Below are 17,479 nucleotides of genomic sequence, written 5' to 3'. Positions count from 1 at the left end.
CGTCATTATGTCGTAAAGCGTGGGTTAGGCGTAGATTTGCCTGTTTTGTCTTGAGAAGAGCGCGAATTTCTCAATCGCTTGTGCCCGGGTCGAAACATCTAGCTTTACATAGATTTTGCGCAAATAATTATCAATGGACCGACGGCTTACCGCAATTTCAAGCGCAATTTTATCGTAGGTAATCCCTTGAACGATTCGCTCCATGATAAACATCTCTGTCTCCGTCAGTTGCAGAACATCATCTAATCCTTTAAATGTCGAAATCGGCCAAGCTCCTTTTTCAATCCATTCCAACGGCATTGAAAGAAAACCCTCCCGTAAACCCAGGATCAGCTGTAAAAGCTGACGGGGAGAAGCTCCCTTCGAGAATATCCCGCTGGCTCCTAGTTCTACGAGGGGCTGAAGCAGTTCTCGCCCGTCTTCGTCTGTCATCACGACAAAATGTGAGTTTGGTGAGCTTTTTTTCATATTTAACAGCACACTCTCAATATTCCCCTCAGGCATATGATAATCTACTAGCACTAGCTCGGGATTTTTTTCCCTTACGATGGTAGCGCCTTCGTCCCAAGTGGAATACATTCCCAGAACCTTAAGCCCCTCTTCCTCTTCCAAAATCAATTTTGTCCCCAGCATACTTGTAGGATGACACCCCACAATGACCACCTGCCAAACCTTCATCATTAATGCCCTGACCCCCTGCTCTATATATAATCATCTAGAAAGGAAAGCGCCGCAGCGTTTCCGGTTAAAACGCAAGCAAGGCTGTATGATGACTTGTCTGTATAATCTCTAGCTGGTTACCTTGTGTACGTCTATCAGAATTCCAATCTATAGAAATTGTATCGCAGTAGTTTAATAGGATGCAATTACTTTTTCTAGTTTTCATACTCTCTTACATTTTTGCGAATCTTGTCAAAGTCTGATAGAATGGGGACTTGAAAAAAAGACCAACCCGAGGTGATAAAATGCAACCGCTAGCGGAAACGTCCCCGGTACGCTCGCGCTCTACTACTGCGAGAAACGGCCCTTCCGTAAAATGGTTTTTACTGTTCTGGATTATGATGATCGGACTCGGCGTATATGCTGTATACAGCTACACGAACCATCTGAAGCAACAGGTGCTAACCGAACTTAGTACTCAGAGCCAGCAGCAGCTTACCGTTTTGAAGACCGACTATGAAGCAAAAATTGCCGTTCTCTCTGAAGAAGTGAAGGAATTGCAGAATACAGTGCAAAGCTTTAACGAACTATTAACCTTCACTAAAGATAATGCTAGTGCCAAGACAGATAACAGCAACAAGCTATATACGCAATTGAGTGAGGTAAGCAAACAGTTAGAAGCTTTGAAGAAAGAAATGGATCTGATCAAATGATGACGCCAGTCAAAAGAGTAAACCGCTTCTTCATGCTTCTAACTGCACCGTTCATAGGCTTGTTTATATGTATGTCGTGGTATCGACCACCGCTACAGCTAGATCTTGATGTAGGACAATTCACACCAAGCGCTGGACCAGTGAATGAAACAGCTTCCTTAAAAAAAGAGCTGACGCTGGCAGAGGCCTCCGCAGCTTACACCATTGATGCTGTCAGCGTTAGTGCCAAGCTATATAAAGAGACTACCACTACGATGAATAAGCTGGTCGAAACAGCAAAGACTCAGGCGAACCGGCCTGAACTGATCTATAACCGCAGGATTTCAGCCAAGCTTGGTATACCTTCAGAGATCGTTACCAGCGACCGTATAAGAGTTGAGTTATATCGATTGAATCCAGGAAACTACAAAGCTTATGCGTTGAAAATCAAATTGAAGGACCCGACCGCTATGAAGATGAGCTTGGCGGAGACAGCCTCCGGTGCGGAAACTACTATGCATGCCGTACAGCGTAATGGTGCCATTGCTGGTATTAATGCGGGCGGCTTTGCAGATCAATCCGGAAAACGTTATCCCTTAAGCACAACTGTAGTGGATGGAAAGTATTTATACGGTTTTGAGCCCACGTACAAGGACCTAAGTTTTGTTGGGCTGAACAAATCCGGGCAATTAATCGGCGGGAAATTCTACAGTCGCGCACAATTAGATCAGCTAGATCCGGTATTCGGCGCCACCTTTGTGCCTGTCCTCCTTAAAAACAACATCAAAACACCCATACCCGAAAAGTGGAAAACATCCCCTAATCGGGCACCACGTACCGTGATCGGCAAATATAAAGATGATCAGATCCTGCTTTTTGTAGCGGATGGATATAATGAGTATGGCAGCTCTGGTGCACAGCTGGAGGAGATTCAGAACAAATTATCGAATATGGGTCTCGTAGATGCTTATAATTTAGATGGTGGTGGCTCTTCCTCATTGATCTTTAACGGAAGAGTTATCAATAAACCATCCGATGGAAATCTAAGAGCTGTGCCAACGAATTTTCTGTTTTTTAAATAATATAGTAAATTGTCTATGTAACATATCACATTTGCGTTTATTTTTATTAAATTGCAGGTTATAATCTTGATAACGAATACATTCGCTATTGGAGGTGCCAGTATGTCGTTCTCATTAACCTTTTGGATCGTAATGTTCGTATTTGTGTTATTTACGGTCGGCATCCTTACCTCATCTTACAACGACGACAAAACAAAAGGCCTATAAAGCCGATATGTCCCTGCAGCCACTTGGTGCGGGGGCATTTTTCGTATACATAAAAAAACTGCCCCCCAAGTAGAAGAGTTCTACGAAGAGGACAGTTTTTTTATAAGCTCTTGGCTGTCAAAATTCAAAATATGTACTTCTTAGGCATGTCTTGGCAATTGAGTCATTTCCGAAAGGCATGCAGAACAAATATAACGATCTTTATATTCGCTTACACCATCCATCGATCCACAGAAAACACATTTTGGACGGTAACGCTCCAAGATGATATGGTCACCCTGTACCAAAATTTCAACCGGGTCGCCTTCATTCATCTGATACCTTTTACGCAGGGACTTAGGCAGAACAATTCTACCCAACTGATCCACTTTGCGAACTACACCAGCAGGTTTCATAACTAACGTACACCTCTCCTGTTCAAGAAAAATTATTTAGTAGCTACTACTTATTTCGGCTCTTTCAATATATTTCGTTACCTAATTGTCGAATCCTGCTGAAAAAAATAAAAAATTTGTCTTTTTTTAAATAAGATTAGGGAAATCCAATTGTCGAAGCGCCTCGTACACAATAATAGCTGCCGAATTGGATAAATTCAGAGATCTCACAGCATCACTCATTGGCATGCGCATTTTTGTTTCTTTACCTGCTTCTAGAATCTCTGCAGAAAGCCCCTTCGTTTCCTTGCCAAAAACAAAAAAATCGCCATCTTGGAACTTAAAGTCGCTGTATCTTTTCTCTGCTTTCGTCGTTGCGTAAAAGAAACGCCCCTCGCTATATTTCTCCAAAACCTCAGCAAAGGAGTCGTGATATTCAATAGTAACAGCATGCCAATAGTCTAATCCTGCTCTTTTTAATGTAGCATCGTCTGTACGGAATCCGAGTGGACGAACCAAGTGAAGATGAGTGCCGGTAGCGGCGCAAGTACGCGCAATGTTGCCAGTATTGGCCGGAATTTCCGGCTCGACTAATACGATATGGAGTGCCATTATATGGTTCCTTCCTCTCTAAAGGCTTAATAGCCAGATGTTTTACTCTAGTGCCTAACCATAGCTTCTCCAAACAAACTGAAAACCTTCCACCAAGAAGGCGGAAGGTTATAGATAGAATTCATTAACCTTGAGTTTGCCGGAAATGGTTCATGAAATCGGATAGTGCTTTTACACTTTCGTAAGGAACTGCATTGTAGATGGAAGCACGCAAGCCCCCAACACTGCGGTGACCCTTTAAGCCGACAAAACCTTCCAGTTCAGCAGCTTTGACAAACTGCTTTTCGAGTTCTTCTGATTGCATCCGGAAAGTAACGTTCATAATAGAGCGGCTGCCTTGTTCTGCAACACCACGGTAGAAACCGTCACTTCCATCGATGTGATCATATAACAGACCCGATTTTTCAAGGTTCTTGGAATGGATGCCAGCTAAGCCGCCTTGCTCCTCAATCCATTTTAATACTTCGTTCACCATATATACAGAGAAAGATGGAGGTGTATTGTAAAGAGAGTTATTCTTATAATGAGTGCTGTAACGCATGATAGTAGGAATGTTAGAAGGTGATTCTGCAAGCAATTCTTCTTTCGCGATAACTACAGTCACGCCTGAAGGTCCAAGGTTCTTTTGTGCTCCGGCATAGATCATTCCGAATTGGTTCACATCGATTGGACGGCAAAGTATATCACTGGACATATCCGCGATTAACGGAATCGAGCCTGCATCCGGAAATTCTGCATATTGCGTTCCTTCAATGGTCTCGTTGGAAGTAACATGAAGGTAAGCAGCATTCTCCGCAGCTTTGATCGAACTTAATTCAGGTATAGCCAAGAATTTCTTATCTTCGGAAGAAGCAGCAACATGAGCGCCTCCTACCAATTTGGCTTCTTTATAAGCTTTATCTGCCCAGCTACCTGTCATTACATAGCTACCTACTTGGCCTTCGGAAATCAAGTTCATAGGGATCATTGCAAACTGTGTGCTTGCTCCGCCTTGTACGAACAATACCTTATAGCCCTTCGGATTGCCGAGGAGCGAAAGCAGACGTTCCTGCGCTTCATTATGCACGGATTCGTAAATGGCACCACGGTGCGACATCTCCATGATAGACATTCCACTTTCCCGGAAATCAACAAACTCCGCTTGTGCGCGTTCCAGTACCGTAAGCGGCAATGCTGCCGGTCCGGCATTAAAATTGTATGCTCTCTTATTCAAAACTGCTCCCCACCCTTTCTCTCCTATCAATATGGATATGGTTATGATAGCAATATTCTCCCGCACCAGCAAGTATAATTATTCACATAAAAGGTTAAGACGGTACTCATTCCGCAGTGAAAAACCGGTAAGATCGGCGCCAGCTCTTGCTTTGACGCGGTAAAAGACTAATGTTCACAAATACTTCAGGAGAGACTACATGACCTTCTCCCCACAGGGCCATACGTTCTATTGGAAAGTCCCCACTCTCTCGCACGCCTGCTCCACTAGGCTTATGAACCAACTCCCAGGTGAACTCATTTTCCTGACCTTCCCAACCGCTCAACTTGCAATAAAAGGGTTTATCCGGTTCCTTTGACCAAGTAAGGGTATTCCCGGATACCTCTAGCAATTCTTTCGTATAGGAGGATTCTGGTTCTACTACCTTGAGTTCCCTCGGAAGACGCAGTTCGAAATCCTGCCCAATATTCAACCCGTCGATTCCGATGAAGTTGTGAATATATTCCTCCGTATGGAAAGGCTTTTGCCCTTTGTTATGCAGTTCATATGCAATTATTAATTGATCCCCCTGTAAAGAAATCGTTTTGGTTAGCTGCACAGCATATCCGTTGCTTTCCATCGGGTGGATCGTATAGGTGACCGCATCATTCCCTGCTTCGATATCCTTACTAAAAGAGGTTAAGGGGAACTCCTCATTGAAACTGTATAATGGGGAATTTCCTTTTTGTAACAATCCGACTCCGATTTTTGGAAACCAGCCTCCGATTGGTGCTTCATCATATCCAATTGCCCGGGAAATGCCAAACTCATTACAAAGCCCCTTGCCCCCAGTTCCTTCGCCTGGCTTCAAGCTTTCCGGCACACAAAACGTATGTTTCCCCTCTTCTAATGTCACCTGTGTAATAAATCCTGTCCAGTCAAAACGTGTGCCCTTATACTCTCCGATATCAGCGATATCGACAGTTAATATGCCATTTGACAGTCTGTAACCCATACCTAACGCGCCCTTTCGTTCATTGTTACAATGAATAAATATTCATTATTGAAAAAAACGTCTGCAGCCGCTATGAATAACGGTGCAGACGTCTTAAAATATCGTATAAAGCTACGCCAATGTCACTTCAATCAAGTGGCATTTCTCTGTCTGCAGAGAGAGCAACTCTTCACGCGGAATAATCGCACTTCCTGAGCCGCGCTGCAGCGTCACCTCGCTGCCATTCAGGGTAACAGCGTGTATTTGGTACTCCCCGTAGTTTAAGCTTCCTGTGGCTTTATAGACCACTTCAAACTCGCGATCCGCGAAGATTGTCTTAATAGAGGCTTTTCCCTCAGAATCAAACTGCTCTTTAACAAGCTTCGGTTCCAACAAAAGATCGCCTAGCTTACCTTTTACACCAAATACTTCAGTAACCATAGTTAACAGCAGCCAGCTTGCTGATCCTGTTAAATACGTATACATCCCTCTGCCTTGCTCGTTAATATACTCAGGAATTCCTGGGTATATGCGGGCTTTTGCAAAGTCAGTACTTAAGCTATACAGAGATTCTAATACTTTATGTCCTTCTTTCACATATCCGCGTTTATACAACGCATTGCCATACATGATGGTCATGTGACTGAACATAGCACCGTTCTCTTTATGTCCAAAGGCAAAGCCAAAGGCGCGACCCAGATTCTGCTGGATGCCTCCGAAACGGGAATTAAGTCTGTACCCAATTTTGTCATCCAGTAGATTACGATCCACGGCGGCAATGATATGCGGAATTTGCTCTGGCGCAGCTGCATGACCCATCAGCGGGAATACTTGACCTGTAAGCGTCATTCGAACGCCTTCTGAGAATTCCCCTTCCACTTGTTCTCCATCATTATTATAATAACCGTTAAACCAGCCTCCACCTTGTTCACTTTCCACCCACTCATTGCGGCGCAAGTGATTAAAGATCCACTCTGCTTTTTGTTCCAGATCGTCCGCTACTGTCTCTATGTCGAGTGCTGCACGAATACCGCTAACTTTGTTCGGAGCGGCAGCATAATATTGATTAAGTCTTTCATGCTTGCCTGATACAGATTCATAATCCACTTGCTCACCAAGCGAATCTAGCAATAGTTTCATTTCTTCTGCCAATTCAACTGTCTCTTGCCCTTTAGAAGTCTTTAGCGTACGCAGCACACGAGAAATATCCAATAAGTTACTTGCGTAGAATGCTGTGAAAGCTACACTCTCACCCCGGTCTGCGCCCATATCAAGACCATCATTCCAGTCTGCGCCCTCCAGCAGGATATTATTGTGCTCTCCAACATTAAAGAACGGAACCAGATTTTGCAGCAGGATATGCTCCAGAATCGTACCTTTATAAACCTCACCAGAAGTTGTTCTGAGATCACTTCCTAGCGAGGTATCCCATGAAGTATCACGTTCCTTACAGCGACTCATAAAGGTATCGCGGAAATACGTCTGTTCCTGCAATAAGAAATCAAGATCACCACTCTGATCCAGATATAACATAGTAGTTAAGAACGGCCAAGCTCCATGATCCATCCACACCCGCGGGATGTTGTTACGGTCGGCAATAAATTCACCAGGCTGCTGACCGATAATAGTGGCATTACTTCCATCTATTCTTACCCCAGCGTAGTTGTTCAGCAGTAAGCTGCGTACTTCAGCCGGTTCCATAATAAGGAGTGCTAGACAATCCTGCCAAAGATCCCGCCAGCCACGTCCGCCTCTTCCATAATCATGATAAGGCAAGAAGGAGTTACCATAAAGTCTTCTCAGCACGGGTTGAATCGTAACCCATTTCATCCATTGGTCAGCATCTGAATCACCGGTATGAAATTCTACCATATTCACTTTATCTGCCCAGAAGGCTTTAGTCTCCTCAAGCAAATGATCAAAAGCTTCAGATGTACCATATTTGTTCATCAAAGCATCCACGTCAATTCTCTCATTATGGATCGCCATAACTACTATATAAGAATGGCTGTCACCAGGAGACAGAGTAAGCGCCTCGTAACGAAGACCCCCGATAGCCTCATATCCCTCTCTTTGTACGCCTCCGCCCTTGCCAATCTCCGGCGTGTTGTTCAGGATAACAGCTTCCGGCCAATCCAGGCTTCCACCTTCTCCAATGAACTCCTCCTGCACCGGAAAGAACCCCGCAGGTTGACTGCCGTCACCCTCTGCACCAAATACTCCATAAGAAGTGTGATTGATGCGGTGTCCCCGCTCATCAAAGGAGAGCGCAGGCTGAACCTCAACACCATAGGGTGAAGTATAAATCCGGTTAAGCAAAGAGGTTACATGTCTATGATCGCGCAGATCATCCGCCGAACGCGCGTAAATCGGAACTACCGCTGTCGGTGTCAGCGTAATAGCCTCTGCTGCTGTATTGGTCAACGTAACCTTCATTAATTCGACTTTATCATTACCACTTGGCACAAAGCTGGTGATTTCTGCTTTAACACCCATCTCTGCGTTACAACGCGTTACGCGTTGCCACAAGAAACCAGCCTCTAGTACTGCTTCATCAGTAGACGATGTATAAAAATCGGCATTTTGCTTAGCGGAGTTCCCCACTGCCGACCAAGCTCCCTTGCCGTCTACGTATACCCAGAAGTTGCGGGAAGCCCGCGAATTATGCAAATCTTCAACAGATAATGGCGGTGTTAAAAATGAATTATGACCTGTGGTAACCTGACCATGAAGTTTTGGAGTTACTGTCGACATCATTCCCCCTTCATTCACTAGAGGGAAATATAGAAAACTGCTGCGATCCGGTTGCTGAAGCCTGAATTCCCCATCATTTCCGGTGAATTCGAAGCCATGAATTTTATTACGATCCATTCTCTCCATCCTCTCATTTACACAACTACTTAAGCTTTAACCGCACCTGCCAATGCACCGTCAACGATATACTTTTGAATGAAGGTGTATAGGATGATAAGCGGTGCAGATACGATCATGATCCCGCACGCCAACATAGGCCAGTTGTTTCCGTATTGACCGCGGAATTCTTTAAGCCCGAAGGTGATTGGATAGTTTTCTGGACTCGGTAAATACATGACCGGCCCCACGAAGTCATTCCAGATACTAATTGCTGTTAGAATAACACCTGTAGCAATTACTGGTTTCATAAGTGGCATGATGATCTGGAACAAATAACGCATATATCCAGCGCCATCCATACCTGCTGCTTCATCCATCTCCCGGCTAATTCCTTTGATGTAACCTACAAACATCATGAACACGATACCCGTTCCGCCTGTTTTAAGGAGAATGTAACCCAGCTTCGTGTCATAACCTACAAATCCTAGCTCCTGTTTCATGGTAAGCATCAGCTTGAACTGTGCGACCATTGGATTCGGCAGGAACTGAGACATCAAGAAGAACAAATAAATAAACCCGCTCCACTTCACATAATTTCTCGCCACCGGGAAGGCCCCGAATAACGAAACAATTAGGGTCAGCACTGTTGCTACGGCTGTATACAGCAGACTGTTTAAGAAATAATTAGAGAAATTACCCTGTAGCCAAGCTTCTTTATAATTATCCCATTGAATACTTTTTACGAGACCGATAGGATCTAACAGATATTCTGTAAAGGACTTGAATGAAATATTGATTACAAATAACAACGGCATGATATACAAAACAAGCAACACTGCAATCAGAATATAAGAGAGAGTTTTGGCGGTTTTGGAATCCTTCATTAATATTCCACCTCTCTCTTACGCATTTGTTTCACTGCAAATACTACAAACACCAGAATCATAAGGAACTGAACCACGGAAAGCGCGGAAGGAAGTCCCATCTGTAGAGAACCACGGAACGTCTCTTTATAAACGTCATATGCCATCGTTCTTGTGTTAAAGCGACCGTCCGTAGTTGCGAGAATAATATCAAAGGTGGACATCGCACCGATAATAGACAAAATAATGTTAATCGTAAAGGATGGAGCGATAAGTGGGAATGTGATATTTTTAAAAGATTGCCACTTCGTAGTTCCGTCTATATATCCAGCCTCATACAAATCTTTCGGTACGGATTGTAGTCCCGCAAGGAAAATCAACATCGAATATCCCATATACATCCAAATTTGCGTAAATATAATATAACCGAACGCATGAGTGAAGCTTCCAAAGAACATATCTTTATAACCGAACAAAGAATCATACAGTTGGTTAACCGGACCACTCAGCGGATCGAACATCATGCCCCATACCAGTGCAACTACCGCCACACCAAGCACAACCGGTAAAAAGAATACCGCGCGATAGAAATAATCGCCTTTCAGCTTCTGATTGATAACTACGGCCATAAGCAGACCGACACCGTTCTGTACAATGGTTACAATGACCATGAAATAAATAGTACGTATAATGGAATCCCAACGCTCGCCTGAATTTCCTGAGTAAAATACATCATAATAATTGTCAAGGCCTACGAAACTCATCTTGCTTCCAGGAACGTTAGTGATATCTGTAAATGAATAGATGACCGTCATCATAGATGGGCCAAAATAGAAAATTACATACAATGATAATGGAATCATTAGCAGCAGAAGCGGTATATATCGTTTAAAACCTTTCCCGAACGGATACATTTCTCTCACCTACCCAATCCTAATTCAATAAAATGATCGGGGTCTGCACAAAACAGACCCCGAAGCTGTAAAACATGTTTGGTGTACAGTATGTTGTAGATTCTTTTTTATTTATTGGGATAGCTACTTATTTAGGTGCTGCTGCTTCCCATTCTTTTTGTTGTACGTCTGCAAGCTCTTTAGCGGTTTTAAACTCGCCGCCTGGTGCCAAATACTCAGTGTGAACGCCTTCAGCTGCAATGTGCTCACCAACGTTGTCACGGTTAATCATCATAATTTCATAAGCAAGTTCGAAATCTCCAGTCATGTATGGAGCAAGTTCTTTGTCAATAAAATCACTTTCAGTGGCAATATTGTCTTGTGTAGGCAAGAATCCTGCTGCTTTAACATATTCTGTGTAGTTTTCTGGTTCAGAGAAGAATTCCAGCCATTTCAAAGCACCTTCTTTGTTCGGGCCTTTTTCTGCTGCATACCAAGTTACATCGTATTTACCGACAAGAGAATTATTCTTAGCAGCATCTTCTGTAGCTGGGATTGGGAAGTAACCAAATTTCACATCTGGATTTGCTGCCGCGATCGTAGGAGCATCCCAAGTTCCGTCAGCAATCATAGCTGCTTTTCCTGTTGCGAAAAACGAAGGTGCTGTTGCATAGTCGATACCCAAGAAACCGTCGATGATGTAGTTATCTTGAAGCGTCTTCATTTTCTCCAATACTTCTACAGCCTCAGCATCGTTAAATGCCGAAGTTCCCTTCCAAACGCCCTCAATCCATTGTTGTTGGTTGCCGCCACCCAGAATCTTAGCTTGCAAACCGAACACTGGCAGTTTCAATGGCCATACGTCTTTACCAGCCACTACGATTGGAACAATACTCTTAGCTTTCAATGTATCTAGAACACTAATGAACTCTGTCCAAGTTGTAGGTACAGTCAGGCCGTTTTGTTCAAAAATTTCTTTATTATAGAAGAATCCTGACATTGCTACTTTACCGGTTGGGATTGCATACACTTTATCTTTATAAGTGCCGGCTTTAGCAATATCATTCGCATTGTAGTTTTTAACGAAAGCTTCGTTGCTCAGATCAGCAATCAGTCCGGAATCAATCCATTGTTGCCAGTCTGGCACTTTCGCACCTGGTGTCCAATCTTTCGGGGACAATCTCATACCGGATAGATCGGCAAGAACATCTACGTCACCAGCTGTAATTCTTGCTCTTTGTGCTTGTTTGAATTCATCATCCGGACCCGTGGTTGTGTACTCCACTTTGTATTCCGGATATTTTTCTTCAAACTTTTTATTAATTTCTGTAATGACCTTGTTAATATTCTCTTGTTTCCAGTGTAAGATCTTAATCACTTTCTTATCACCAGATGCAGGCTTGTTTGTTCCGCTGCCCGGAGTAGCCTCACCATTCGCGTTGTTATTGCTGTTTCCACATGCTGCTAATGAGAGCACTAGCGCTGAGCTCAACAATACCGCAGAAAGCTTCTTTACCATTTTGTTACCCCCCAGATAATTTGTTATGACCCTTTTAACGAAACCACATGTTAATTTCTGAAAATCACGAAACAGTAAGGACGATATCACAGAAAGCGGTTTCGGTGTTTTTATTATTGCATCGTTATTTGTCTTTGTAAAGTCTTTTTTCTTTGTTCGTTTTTGAACGTTTTTTGAACCGAATATTCAAAAAAACCTTTAAAACCAAGCATAATCCTAGTTTAAGAGTAAACATTCCATTGACTATAATCTTATTGAACTATAAAATAAGTAACGAAACTATTTCGTAAATCATAAATTCAAGTCATAAAAAAATAGCCTTGAGTAGATTTTAAACATATATTACGGAACATTTTTCACTATAAGGGGGACTTAATTTGGCCTACAGCATCAAAGATATAGCGAAAATTGCTGGAGTTTCTGTTTCGACAGTATCCAAAATCATTAATAACTACAGTGATATTTCGGAAGATACCAAGACAAGGGTTCAACAAATTATAAAAGAAACTGGATATACCCCCTCCAATTCAGCTAAAACATTGGCTACGAAATCATCCAATCTAATCGGAGTGATTTTTGCCGGAATGCTGAATGTCGACTTTACCCACCCTTTTTTCATCGAGGTGCTAAATTCATTCAAAAAACAAATGGGACTACTAGGTTACGACCTTATCTTTTTTTCCAATGAAAAATTCCAAAGTGGCGATACTAACGATTATCTTGCCCGTTGCCAGCATTTTAATGTAGATGGGTGTGTGCTTCTATCCGGACAGGAGCTAGAAACCTCCATCAGCGAATTAGACAACAGTGCAATTCCGTGTATCGGCGTAGATTTAAAGCTGACCGGTGACAACTCTGGTTTTATCATGTCGGATAATTTCAAAATGTCCTCCAAAGTGGTGGAACACTTTTACTTACTGGGCTATCGAGAGCTTGGCTACATCGGCAGTTCCTCAGATTCAGACATCTCCAATATGCGCGAAAGTGGTTATCGCAAAGCTCTTGAAGATTTAGGACTGCCTATTAACGAGAATTGGTTCTTAAACGGAAGTAACTTCTTTGAGGCCAGCGGGTATGAGACGATGCGTAGAATGATTGAGAATGGAAATTTACCTAGAGCGATCTTCGCGGCGTCCGATCAGCTTGCTATAGGGGCGATGCGTGCTCTTAAAGAGGCTTCTATCGCCGTTCCTGAAACTGTCGCAATTATTGGCTGTGATGATATCGAGGCCTGCAATTATACAACACCCCTATTGACTACCATCCGCCAAAATAAAGATAAGATCGGCCGCCTAGCAGCGCTAATGCTATATGATCTAATAAACAACCAATCCGGCACGAGTTCTTTCAGCGTGGAGCCAGAGCTTATCATTAGAGAGTCCTGCGGCGCTCCTGAACGGGGGCTAGTGTAGTCTTTCTTAGCATATAGTCATAGGGCACAGTAAAATCCATTACTTTTCCTGATTCATAAAAAAGAAGCTGCCCCAAGTAGAATTCACTACTTTTGAGACAGCTTCTTTTATTATAAAGATTATAATAGCAGGAATCTTATAGATCGAAGTACAAGGCGTATTCATGTGGATGAACACGAATGGCAACCTCTTGTGCTTCAGAACGTTTCAGAGCAATATAGTTATCGATGAAGTCCTTAGTAAATACGTCGCCTTCTGTTAGGAACTCGTAATCAGCTTCCAAAGAATCAAGCGCTTCGCTCAGGCTGCCTGGAACGCTGCGGATTTTTTCTTTATCTGCATCAGACAATTCATAGATGTTCTTATCCAGAGGACCATAACCCAGTTCTTGCGGGTTAATCTTGTTCTTGATTCCGTCCAGGCCTGCCATCAGCATTGCGGAGAATGCCAAGTAAGGGTTAGCTGTGGAATCCGGTGTGCGGAATTCGATACGACAGCCTTTTGGTGTCACAGCTGCTACCGGGATACGAACTGCTGCAGAACGATTTCCTTTGGAGTAAACCAAGTTAACCGGTGCTTCGTAGCCAGGAACCAGACGTTTAAAGGAGTTGGTGCTTGGGTTAGTCAAAGCGATCAATGCTGGTGCATGGTACAAAATACCACCGATATAATGAAGAGCCATTTCGCTCAGGTTAGCATAAGCGCCTTTTTCGTAGAACAAAGGAGTGTCTCCGTCAAAGATGGATTGATGCACGTGCATTCCGCTACCGTTATCACCGAACAGCGGTTTTGGCATGAAGGTTGCTACCTTGCCATACTGACGTGCAGTGTTTTGTACAATATATTTATAAGTCATGAGATTATCAGCAGTTTTCTTCAAGGTATCAAAACGGAAGTTAATTTCCGCTTGACCTGCAGTGGCTACTTCATGGTGATGACGTTCAATGCGTAGTCCAACTTCAGCGAGCAGACGGCACATTTCACTGCGGATATCCTGTTGGGAGTCAACTGGTGCTACAGGAACATATCCACCTTTAACGCCAACTTTAAATGCCAAGTTGCCGCCCTCTTCTTTACGACCCGTATTCCAAGCCGCTTCTTCAGAATCTACGAAGAATGAGGATCTGTTCATGCCACTTTCGTAACGAACATCGTCAAAGATAAAGAATTCTGATTCCGGCGCGAAGAATGCAGATGTACCTACTCCGCTTTTTTGCAGGAATTCTTCTGCTTTCACAGCAATACCGCGAGGATCGCGCTCATAACGTTCGCCATCAGGAGTGAAAATGTCGCACATCACGTTCAGCGTTGGATGAGCTGTAAACGGATCTATGAATACACTATTCGGATCAGGCATCATAACCATGTCTGATTCTTCAATACCACGGAAACCTTTGATGGAAGAACCGTCGAATGCTACCCCATTTACAAAAGTTTCATCTTCCACTTCAGAAGCTGGCAGAGAGATGTGGTGGGCACGACCACCTAAATCTACGAATCGAAAATCTACCCACTCGATATTGTTCTCTTTAATTGTTTGCAACACTTTTTCAACCGACATGAATTTTTCCTCCCCCAAGTTCCGAACATTAGGCCGCTCACAGTATGCAAATGTTCTTGTTTTAATTTTTTTTGCTGTCGTAATTATAAATCTCATACCTAACATCGTCAATGCTTATGTCAGGTATTTCTTTCAGCAATGTAAGATATTCTAACGCTTTCGTGAAATCTGTTATTTTCGCATATTTCCATGTCACATTTATTTTATCCAACTCCAAAAAAACCCTCTTTTCCCACTAGGTCGCGGGTTAAGAGGGCTTCCGAGGAAGCTATTAGATTAAATTTTATAGGGCCGAAACCGTTTCTGGCGAAGTTGAAAACTTACGTCCAACAATTGGAGCCAGCTTTTCCAGATCCTTTAGCAGGTTATCAAACTGATCAGGGAATAACGATTGAACACCATCACCTGTCATGGAATTGTCCGGATCTGTGTGCATTTCAATAATTAGACCATTTGCGCCAGCAGCAACAGAAGCTTTGGCCATAGGCTCAACTAACTCACGACGACCGGTTCCGTGACTTGGATCAGAGATTACTGGAAGATGGCTTAAGCTTTGTAGCACAGGAATAGCCGATAGATCCAGCGTATTACGAGTGTAGGTCTCAAATGTGCGAATCCCGCGCTCACAGAGCATCACATCCTTATTACCGCCTGCCAAAATGTACTCCGCTGCATTGAGCAATTCATCGTAGGTCGCACTGAAGCCACGTTTTAGAAGAACAGGTCTGCCACAGGTCCCCAGCTTGCGCAGCAAATCAAAGTTCTGCATATTCCGTGTACCCACCTGCAGAATATCCGCATGCTCCGCACAGATATCAACATACTCTGGTGTCATAACCTCTGTAATGGTCAACAGCCCATGACGCTTTCCTGCTTCAGCCATCATAGTCAAACCTTCCACACCTACGCCTTGGAAGCTGTATGGTCCTGTACGGGGCTTAAACGCGCCTCCACGAAGTACCTGAGCACCAGACGCTTTAACAAGCCGGGCGATCTCATCAATCTGCTCTGGAGACTCAACGGCGCAAGGTCCGCCCATTATTACCAGGTTTTCTCCACCAATCTTCACACCCTTGATATCAATAATCGTATCCTCAGGATGGAAATCCCGGCTGGCCAGCTTGTAGGATTTGGAGATCTTCACGACGTTCTCTACACCCTTCATTTGCCGCAAATGCTCGGCGAGCTTAGGAGTGACGACTCCCACTAAACCTATCACCGTGTGATCTGCTCCTCTGGAGAGATGCACCTGCAAGCCTTCTTTTTCGATTACGGCAATTATATCTTTAACCTGCTCTTCCGGTGTTTGATTTGATGTAATGACGATCATATTTATAACTCCCTCTCTACATTTAAAATTTATAATAATTCCGCTAAATACTATCGCGCTACGACGCGTGTTCGCTTTTAAGCTTTTATGCTTTTAATCACTAAAGCAATTTTACCTCAAAAAACGATTATAGTCAATCTATATTCTAGATTCCTATGCCGGAAGCGTTCTTTCGATAAAAAAGAGCACTTAACCTCGACTGACGAAGTTAAGCGCTCTTGTTGCAGCGTTCATAATATATAAGTTCGAGCCTAGCCCATTACATTAAGTAGTACTTGCACTCTTATTCTTAACCGGTGGCAGCAGCTTCGCCATATTCACTGTACGTTTGATCTCCCACGTCTCCGGATTAGCCGAATCATACTGATCTAAGTAGTTAATCACTTCTTTGGTGATAGGTGTAGGTGTGGACGCGCCAGAAGTGACCCCGACGATATTTACACCCTCTAGCCATTCTGTTTGGAGTTCAGACACATCAGAAATACGATGGGCAGGAACCCCAGCGATTTCTTCCGACACCTGTGCCAGACGATTGGAGTTGTTGCTTCGCGGATCACCGACAACAATCACCAGATCACATTGCCCCGCTTGTTCCGCCACAGCCTCTTGACGTACTTGGGTAGCCATACATATCTCATTATGCACTTCAGCACCTGGGAAGGTCTCTAGAAGCTTTTTCATGATGTGTTTAATATCCCACTGGCTCATAGTAGTCTGATTCGTAATGACAATACGTGAAGAAGAGATGGATAACGTAGCAATCTCATCTTCTTTTTCAATCAGATGCACATGCTCAGGGGCAATACCCACAGCACCCTCCGGTTCCGGATGGCCTTTTTTGCCGATATAAATGACCTCATAACCATCATCTACTTTTTCCTGAATAAGATCATGGGTCTTCGTGACATCAGGACAGGTGGCGTCGACCGTAGTCAGACCCTTGTCCCTAGCCATCTTGCGCACCTCAGGAGAAACCCCGTGTGCAGTGAATATGACGGTCCCACTATCCACTTTATCCAGAATATCCAGACGATTATGTCCGTCCAAAGTAATAATGCCATCATCTTCGAACGAATTCGTGACATGACTGTTATGAACAATCATACCCAGTATATAAATCGGCCGGGGAAGATCGAGATTTTGCGCAGCCTGCCGTGCCATAACCATTGCATCGACAACTCCGTAACAATATCCCCGGGGAGAGATTTTAATGACTTCCATGAGTTCACCAGCTT

The 17,479-nt window shown here is 43.5% G+C and carries 15 protein-coding genes; 3 read left to right on the top strand and 12 right to left on the bottom strand.

Annotated features, from left to right (window positions below):
* Nucleotides 1–24: 24 nt before the first annotated feature.
* Complete coding sequence (locus MKY54_RS09075; RefSeq protein ID WP_036684433.1) at nucleotides 25–681, bottom strand: response regulator transcription factor; 657 nt, start codon at nucleotides 679–681, stop codon at nucleotides 25–27.
* Nucleotides 682–965: 284 nt separating this feature from the next.
* On the opposite strand from MKY54_RS09075, the gene MKY54_RS09070 reads away from it, so the two are divergent.
* A complete protein-coding gene (locus tag MKY54_RS09070; RefSeq protein ID WP_036684435.1) occupies nucleotides 966–1,373 on the top strand; it encodes a hypothetical protein in 408 nt (135 codons plus the stop codon).
* Nucleotides 1,370–2,434, top strand: a complete 1,065-nt coding sequence (locus MKY54_RS09065) for a phosphodiester glycosidase family protein (RefSeq protein WP_339190253.1) — start codon at nucleotides 1,370–1,372, stop codon at nucleotides 2,432–2,434. Before MKY54_RS09070 ends, MKY54_RS09065 begins: the two co-directional genes overlap by 4 nt.
* 347 nt (nucleotides 2,435–2,781) lie before the next feature.
* Here MKY54_RS09065 and MKY54_RS09060 read toward each other — a convergent pair whose 3' ends face one another.
* From MKY54_RS09060 to MKY54_RS09025, 8 genes are all read right to left on the bottom strand, one after another.
* Nucleotides 2,782–3,036, bottom strand: coding sequence for an AbrB/MazE/SpoVT family DNA-binding domain-containing protein (locus tag MKY54_RS09060; RefSeq protein ID WP_036684437.1), 255 nt, complete (start codon nucleotides 3,034–3,036; stop codon nucleotides 2,782–2,784).
* A gap of 126 nt (nucleotides 3,037–3,162) precedes the next feature.
* Nucleotides 3,163–3,627: a tRNA (uridine(34)/cytosine(34)/5-carboxymethylaminomethyluridine(34)-2'-O)-methyltransferase TrmL gene (gene trmL / locus MKY54_RS09055; RefSeq protein ID WP_076218323.1), complete on the bottom strand. Its 465-nt coding sequence runs from the start codon at nucleotides 3,625–3,627 to the stop codon at nucleotides 3,163–3,165.
* Between the two features lie 124 nt (nucleotides 3,628–3,751).
* The gene (gene serC, locus MKY54_RS09050; RefSeq protein WP_036684441.1) at nucleotides 3,752–4,840 is read right to left on the bottom strand and encodes a 3-phosphoserine/phosphohydroxythreonine transaminase; all 1,089 of its coding nucleotides are present in this window, start codon (nucleotides 4,838–4,840) and stop codon (nucleotides 3,752–3,754) included.
* 106 nt (nucleotides 4,841–4,946) lie between these two features.
* On the bottom strand, nucleotides 4,947–5,834 hold the full coding sequence (locus MKY54_RS09045) for a hypothetical protein (protein WP_076305986.1): 888 nt from the start codon (nucleotides 5,832–5,834) through the stop codon (nucleotides 4,947–4,949).
* 111 nt (nucleotides 5,835–5,945) lie between these two features.
* Nucleotides 5,946–8,684: a cellobiose phosphorylase gene (locus MKY54_RS09040; protein ID WP_339190250.1), complete on the bottom strand. Its 2,739-nt coding sequence runs from the start codon at nucleotides 8,682–8,684 to the stop codon at nucleotides 5,946–5,948.
* A gap of 29 nt (nucleotides 8,685–8,713) precedes the next feature.
* Entirely contained in the window at nucleotides 8,714–9,550 is an 837-nt protein-coding gene (locus MKY54_RS09035) for a carbohydrate ABC transporter permease (protein ID WP_036684447.1), read from the bottom strand.
* Nucleotides 9,550–10,443 (bottom strand): sugar ABC transporter permease, encoded by an 894-nt coding sequence (locus tag MKY54_RS09030; protein ID WP_076126435.1) that lies wholly within the window; start codon nucleotides 10,441–10,443, stop codon nucleotides 9,550–9,552. Before MKY54_RS09030 ends, MKY54_RS09035 begins: the two co-directional genes overlap by 1 nt.
* Before the next feature lie 127 nt (nucleotides 10,444–10,570).
* A complete protein-coding gene (locus MKY54_RS09025) occupies nucleotides 10,571–11,941 on the bottom strand; it encodes an extracellular solute-binding protein (protein WP_076126433.1) in 1,371 nt (456 codons plus the stop codon).
* 377 nt (nucleotides 11,942–12,318) lie between these two features.
* Here MKY54_RS09025 and MKY54_RS09020 point away from each other — a divergent pair, with 377 nt between their 5' ends.
* The gene (locus MKY54_RS09020) at nucleotides 12,319–13,353 is read left to right on the top strand and encodes a LacI family DNA-binding transcriptional regulator (RefSeq protein WP_076101584.1); all 1,035 of its coding nucleotides are present in this window, start codon (nucleotides 12,319–12,321) and stop codon (nucleotides 13,351–13,353) included.
* 136 nt (nucleotides 13,354–13,489) lie between these two features.
* Here MKY54_RS09020 and glnA read toward each other — a convergent pair whose 3' ends face one another.
* From glnA to MKY54_RS09005, 3 genes are all read right to left on the bottom strand, one after another.
* A complete protein-coding gene (gene glnA / locus MKY54_RS09015) occupies nucleotides 13,490–14,914 on the bottom strand; it encodes a type I glutamate--ammonia ligase (protein ID WP_036684454.1) in 1,425 nt (474 codons plus the stop codon).
* Between the two features lie 283 nt (nucleotides 14,915–15,197).
* On the bottom strand, nucleotides 15,198–16,244 hold the full coding sequence (aroF, locus tag MKY54_RS09010; RefSeq protein WP_076184677.1) for a 3-deoxy-7-phosphoheptulonate synthase: 1,047 nt from the start codon (nucleotides 16,242–16,244) through the stop codon (nucleotides 15,198–15,200).
* Nucleotides 16,245–16,508: 264 nt separating this feature from the next.
* Nucleotides 16,509–17,465, bottom strand: coding sequence for a 4-hydroxy-3-methylbut-2-enyl diphosphate reductase (locus MKY54_RS09005; RefSeq protein ID WP_076126427.1), 957 nt, complete (start codon nucleotides 17,463–17,465; stop codon nucleotides 16,509–16,511).
* Between the last annotated feature and the right edge of the window lie 14 nt (nucleotides 17,466–17,479).

It is taken from the genome of Paenibacillus sp. FSL P2-0121 (assembly GCF_037975345.1).
Taxonomy (GTDB): domain Bacteria; phylum Bacillota; class Bacilli; order Paenibacillales; family Paenibacillaceae; genus Paenibacillus_AQ; species Paenibacillus_AQ odorifer.
This window is presented reverse-complemented; position numbering and strand designations above follow the sequence as displayed.

Bases quoted from the DNA above. Each gene is read 5' to 3' on its own strand.
- aroF (WP_076184677.1), bottom strand. From the start codon at position 16,244: ATGATCGTCATTACATCAAATCAAACACCGGAAGAGCAGGTTAAAGAT.
- trmL (WP_076218323.1), bottom strand. From the start codon at position 3,627: ATGGCACTCCATATCGTATTAGTCGAGCCGGAAATTCCGGCCAATACT.
- MKY54_RS09075 (WP_036684433.1), bottom strand. From the start codon at position 681: ATGATGAAGGTTTGGCAGGTGGTCATTGTGGGGTGTCATCCTACAAGT.
- glnA (WP_036684454.1), bottom strand. From the start codon at position 14,914: ATGTCGGTTGAAAAAGTGTTGCAAACAATTAAAGAGAACAATATCGAG.
- MKY54_RS09045 (WP_076305986.1), bottom strand. From the start codon at position 5,834: ATGGGTTACAGACTGTCAAATGGCATATTAACTGTCGATATCGCTGAT.
- MKY54_RS09025 (WP_076126433.1), bottom strand. From the start codon at position 11,941: ATGGTAAAGAAGCTTTCTGCGGTATTGTTGAGCTCAGCGCTAGTGCTC.
- MKY54_RS09030 (WP_076126435.1), bottom strand. From the start codon at position 10,443: ATGTATCCGTTCGGGAAAGGTTTTAAACGATATATACCGCTTCTGCTG.
- MKY54_RS09035 (WP_036684447.1), bottom strand. From the start codon at position 9,550: ATGAAGGATTCCAAAACCGCCAAAACTCTCTCTTATATTCTGATTGCA.
- MKY54_RS09005 (WP_076126427.1), bottom strand. From the start codon at position 17,465: ATGGAAGTCATTAAAATCTCTCCCCGGGGATATTGTTACGGAGTTGTC.
- MKY54_RS09040 (WP_339190250.1), bottom strand. From the start codon at position 8,684: ATGGATCGTAATAAAATTCATGGCTTCGAATTCACCGGAAATGATGGG.
- MKY54_RS09060 (WP_036684437.1), bottom strand. From the start codon at position 3,036: ATGAAACCTGCTGGTGTAGTTCGCAAAGTGGATCAGTTGGGTAGAATT.
- MKY54_RS09065 (WP_339190253.1), top strand. From the start codon at position 1,370: ATGATGACGCCAGTCAAAAGAGTAAACCGCTTCTTCATGCTTCTAACT.
- MKY54_RS09070 (WP_036684435.1), top strand. From the start codon at position 966: ATGCAACCGCTAGCGGAAACGTCCCCGGTACGCTCGCGCTCTACTACT.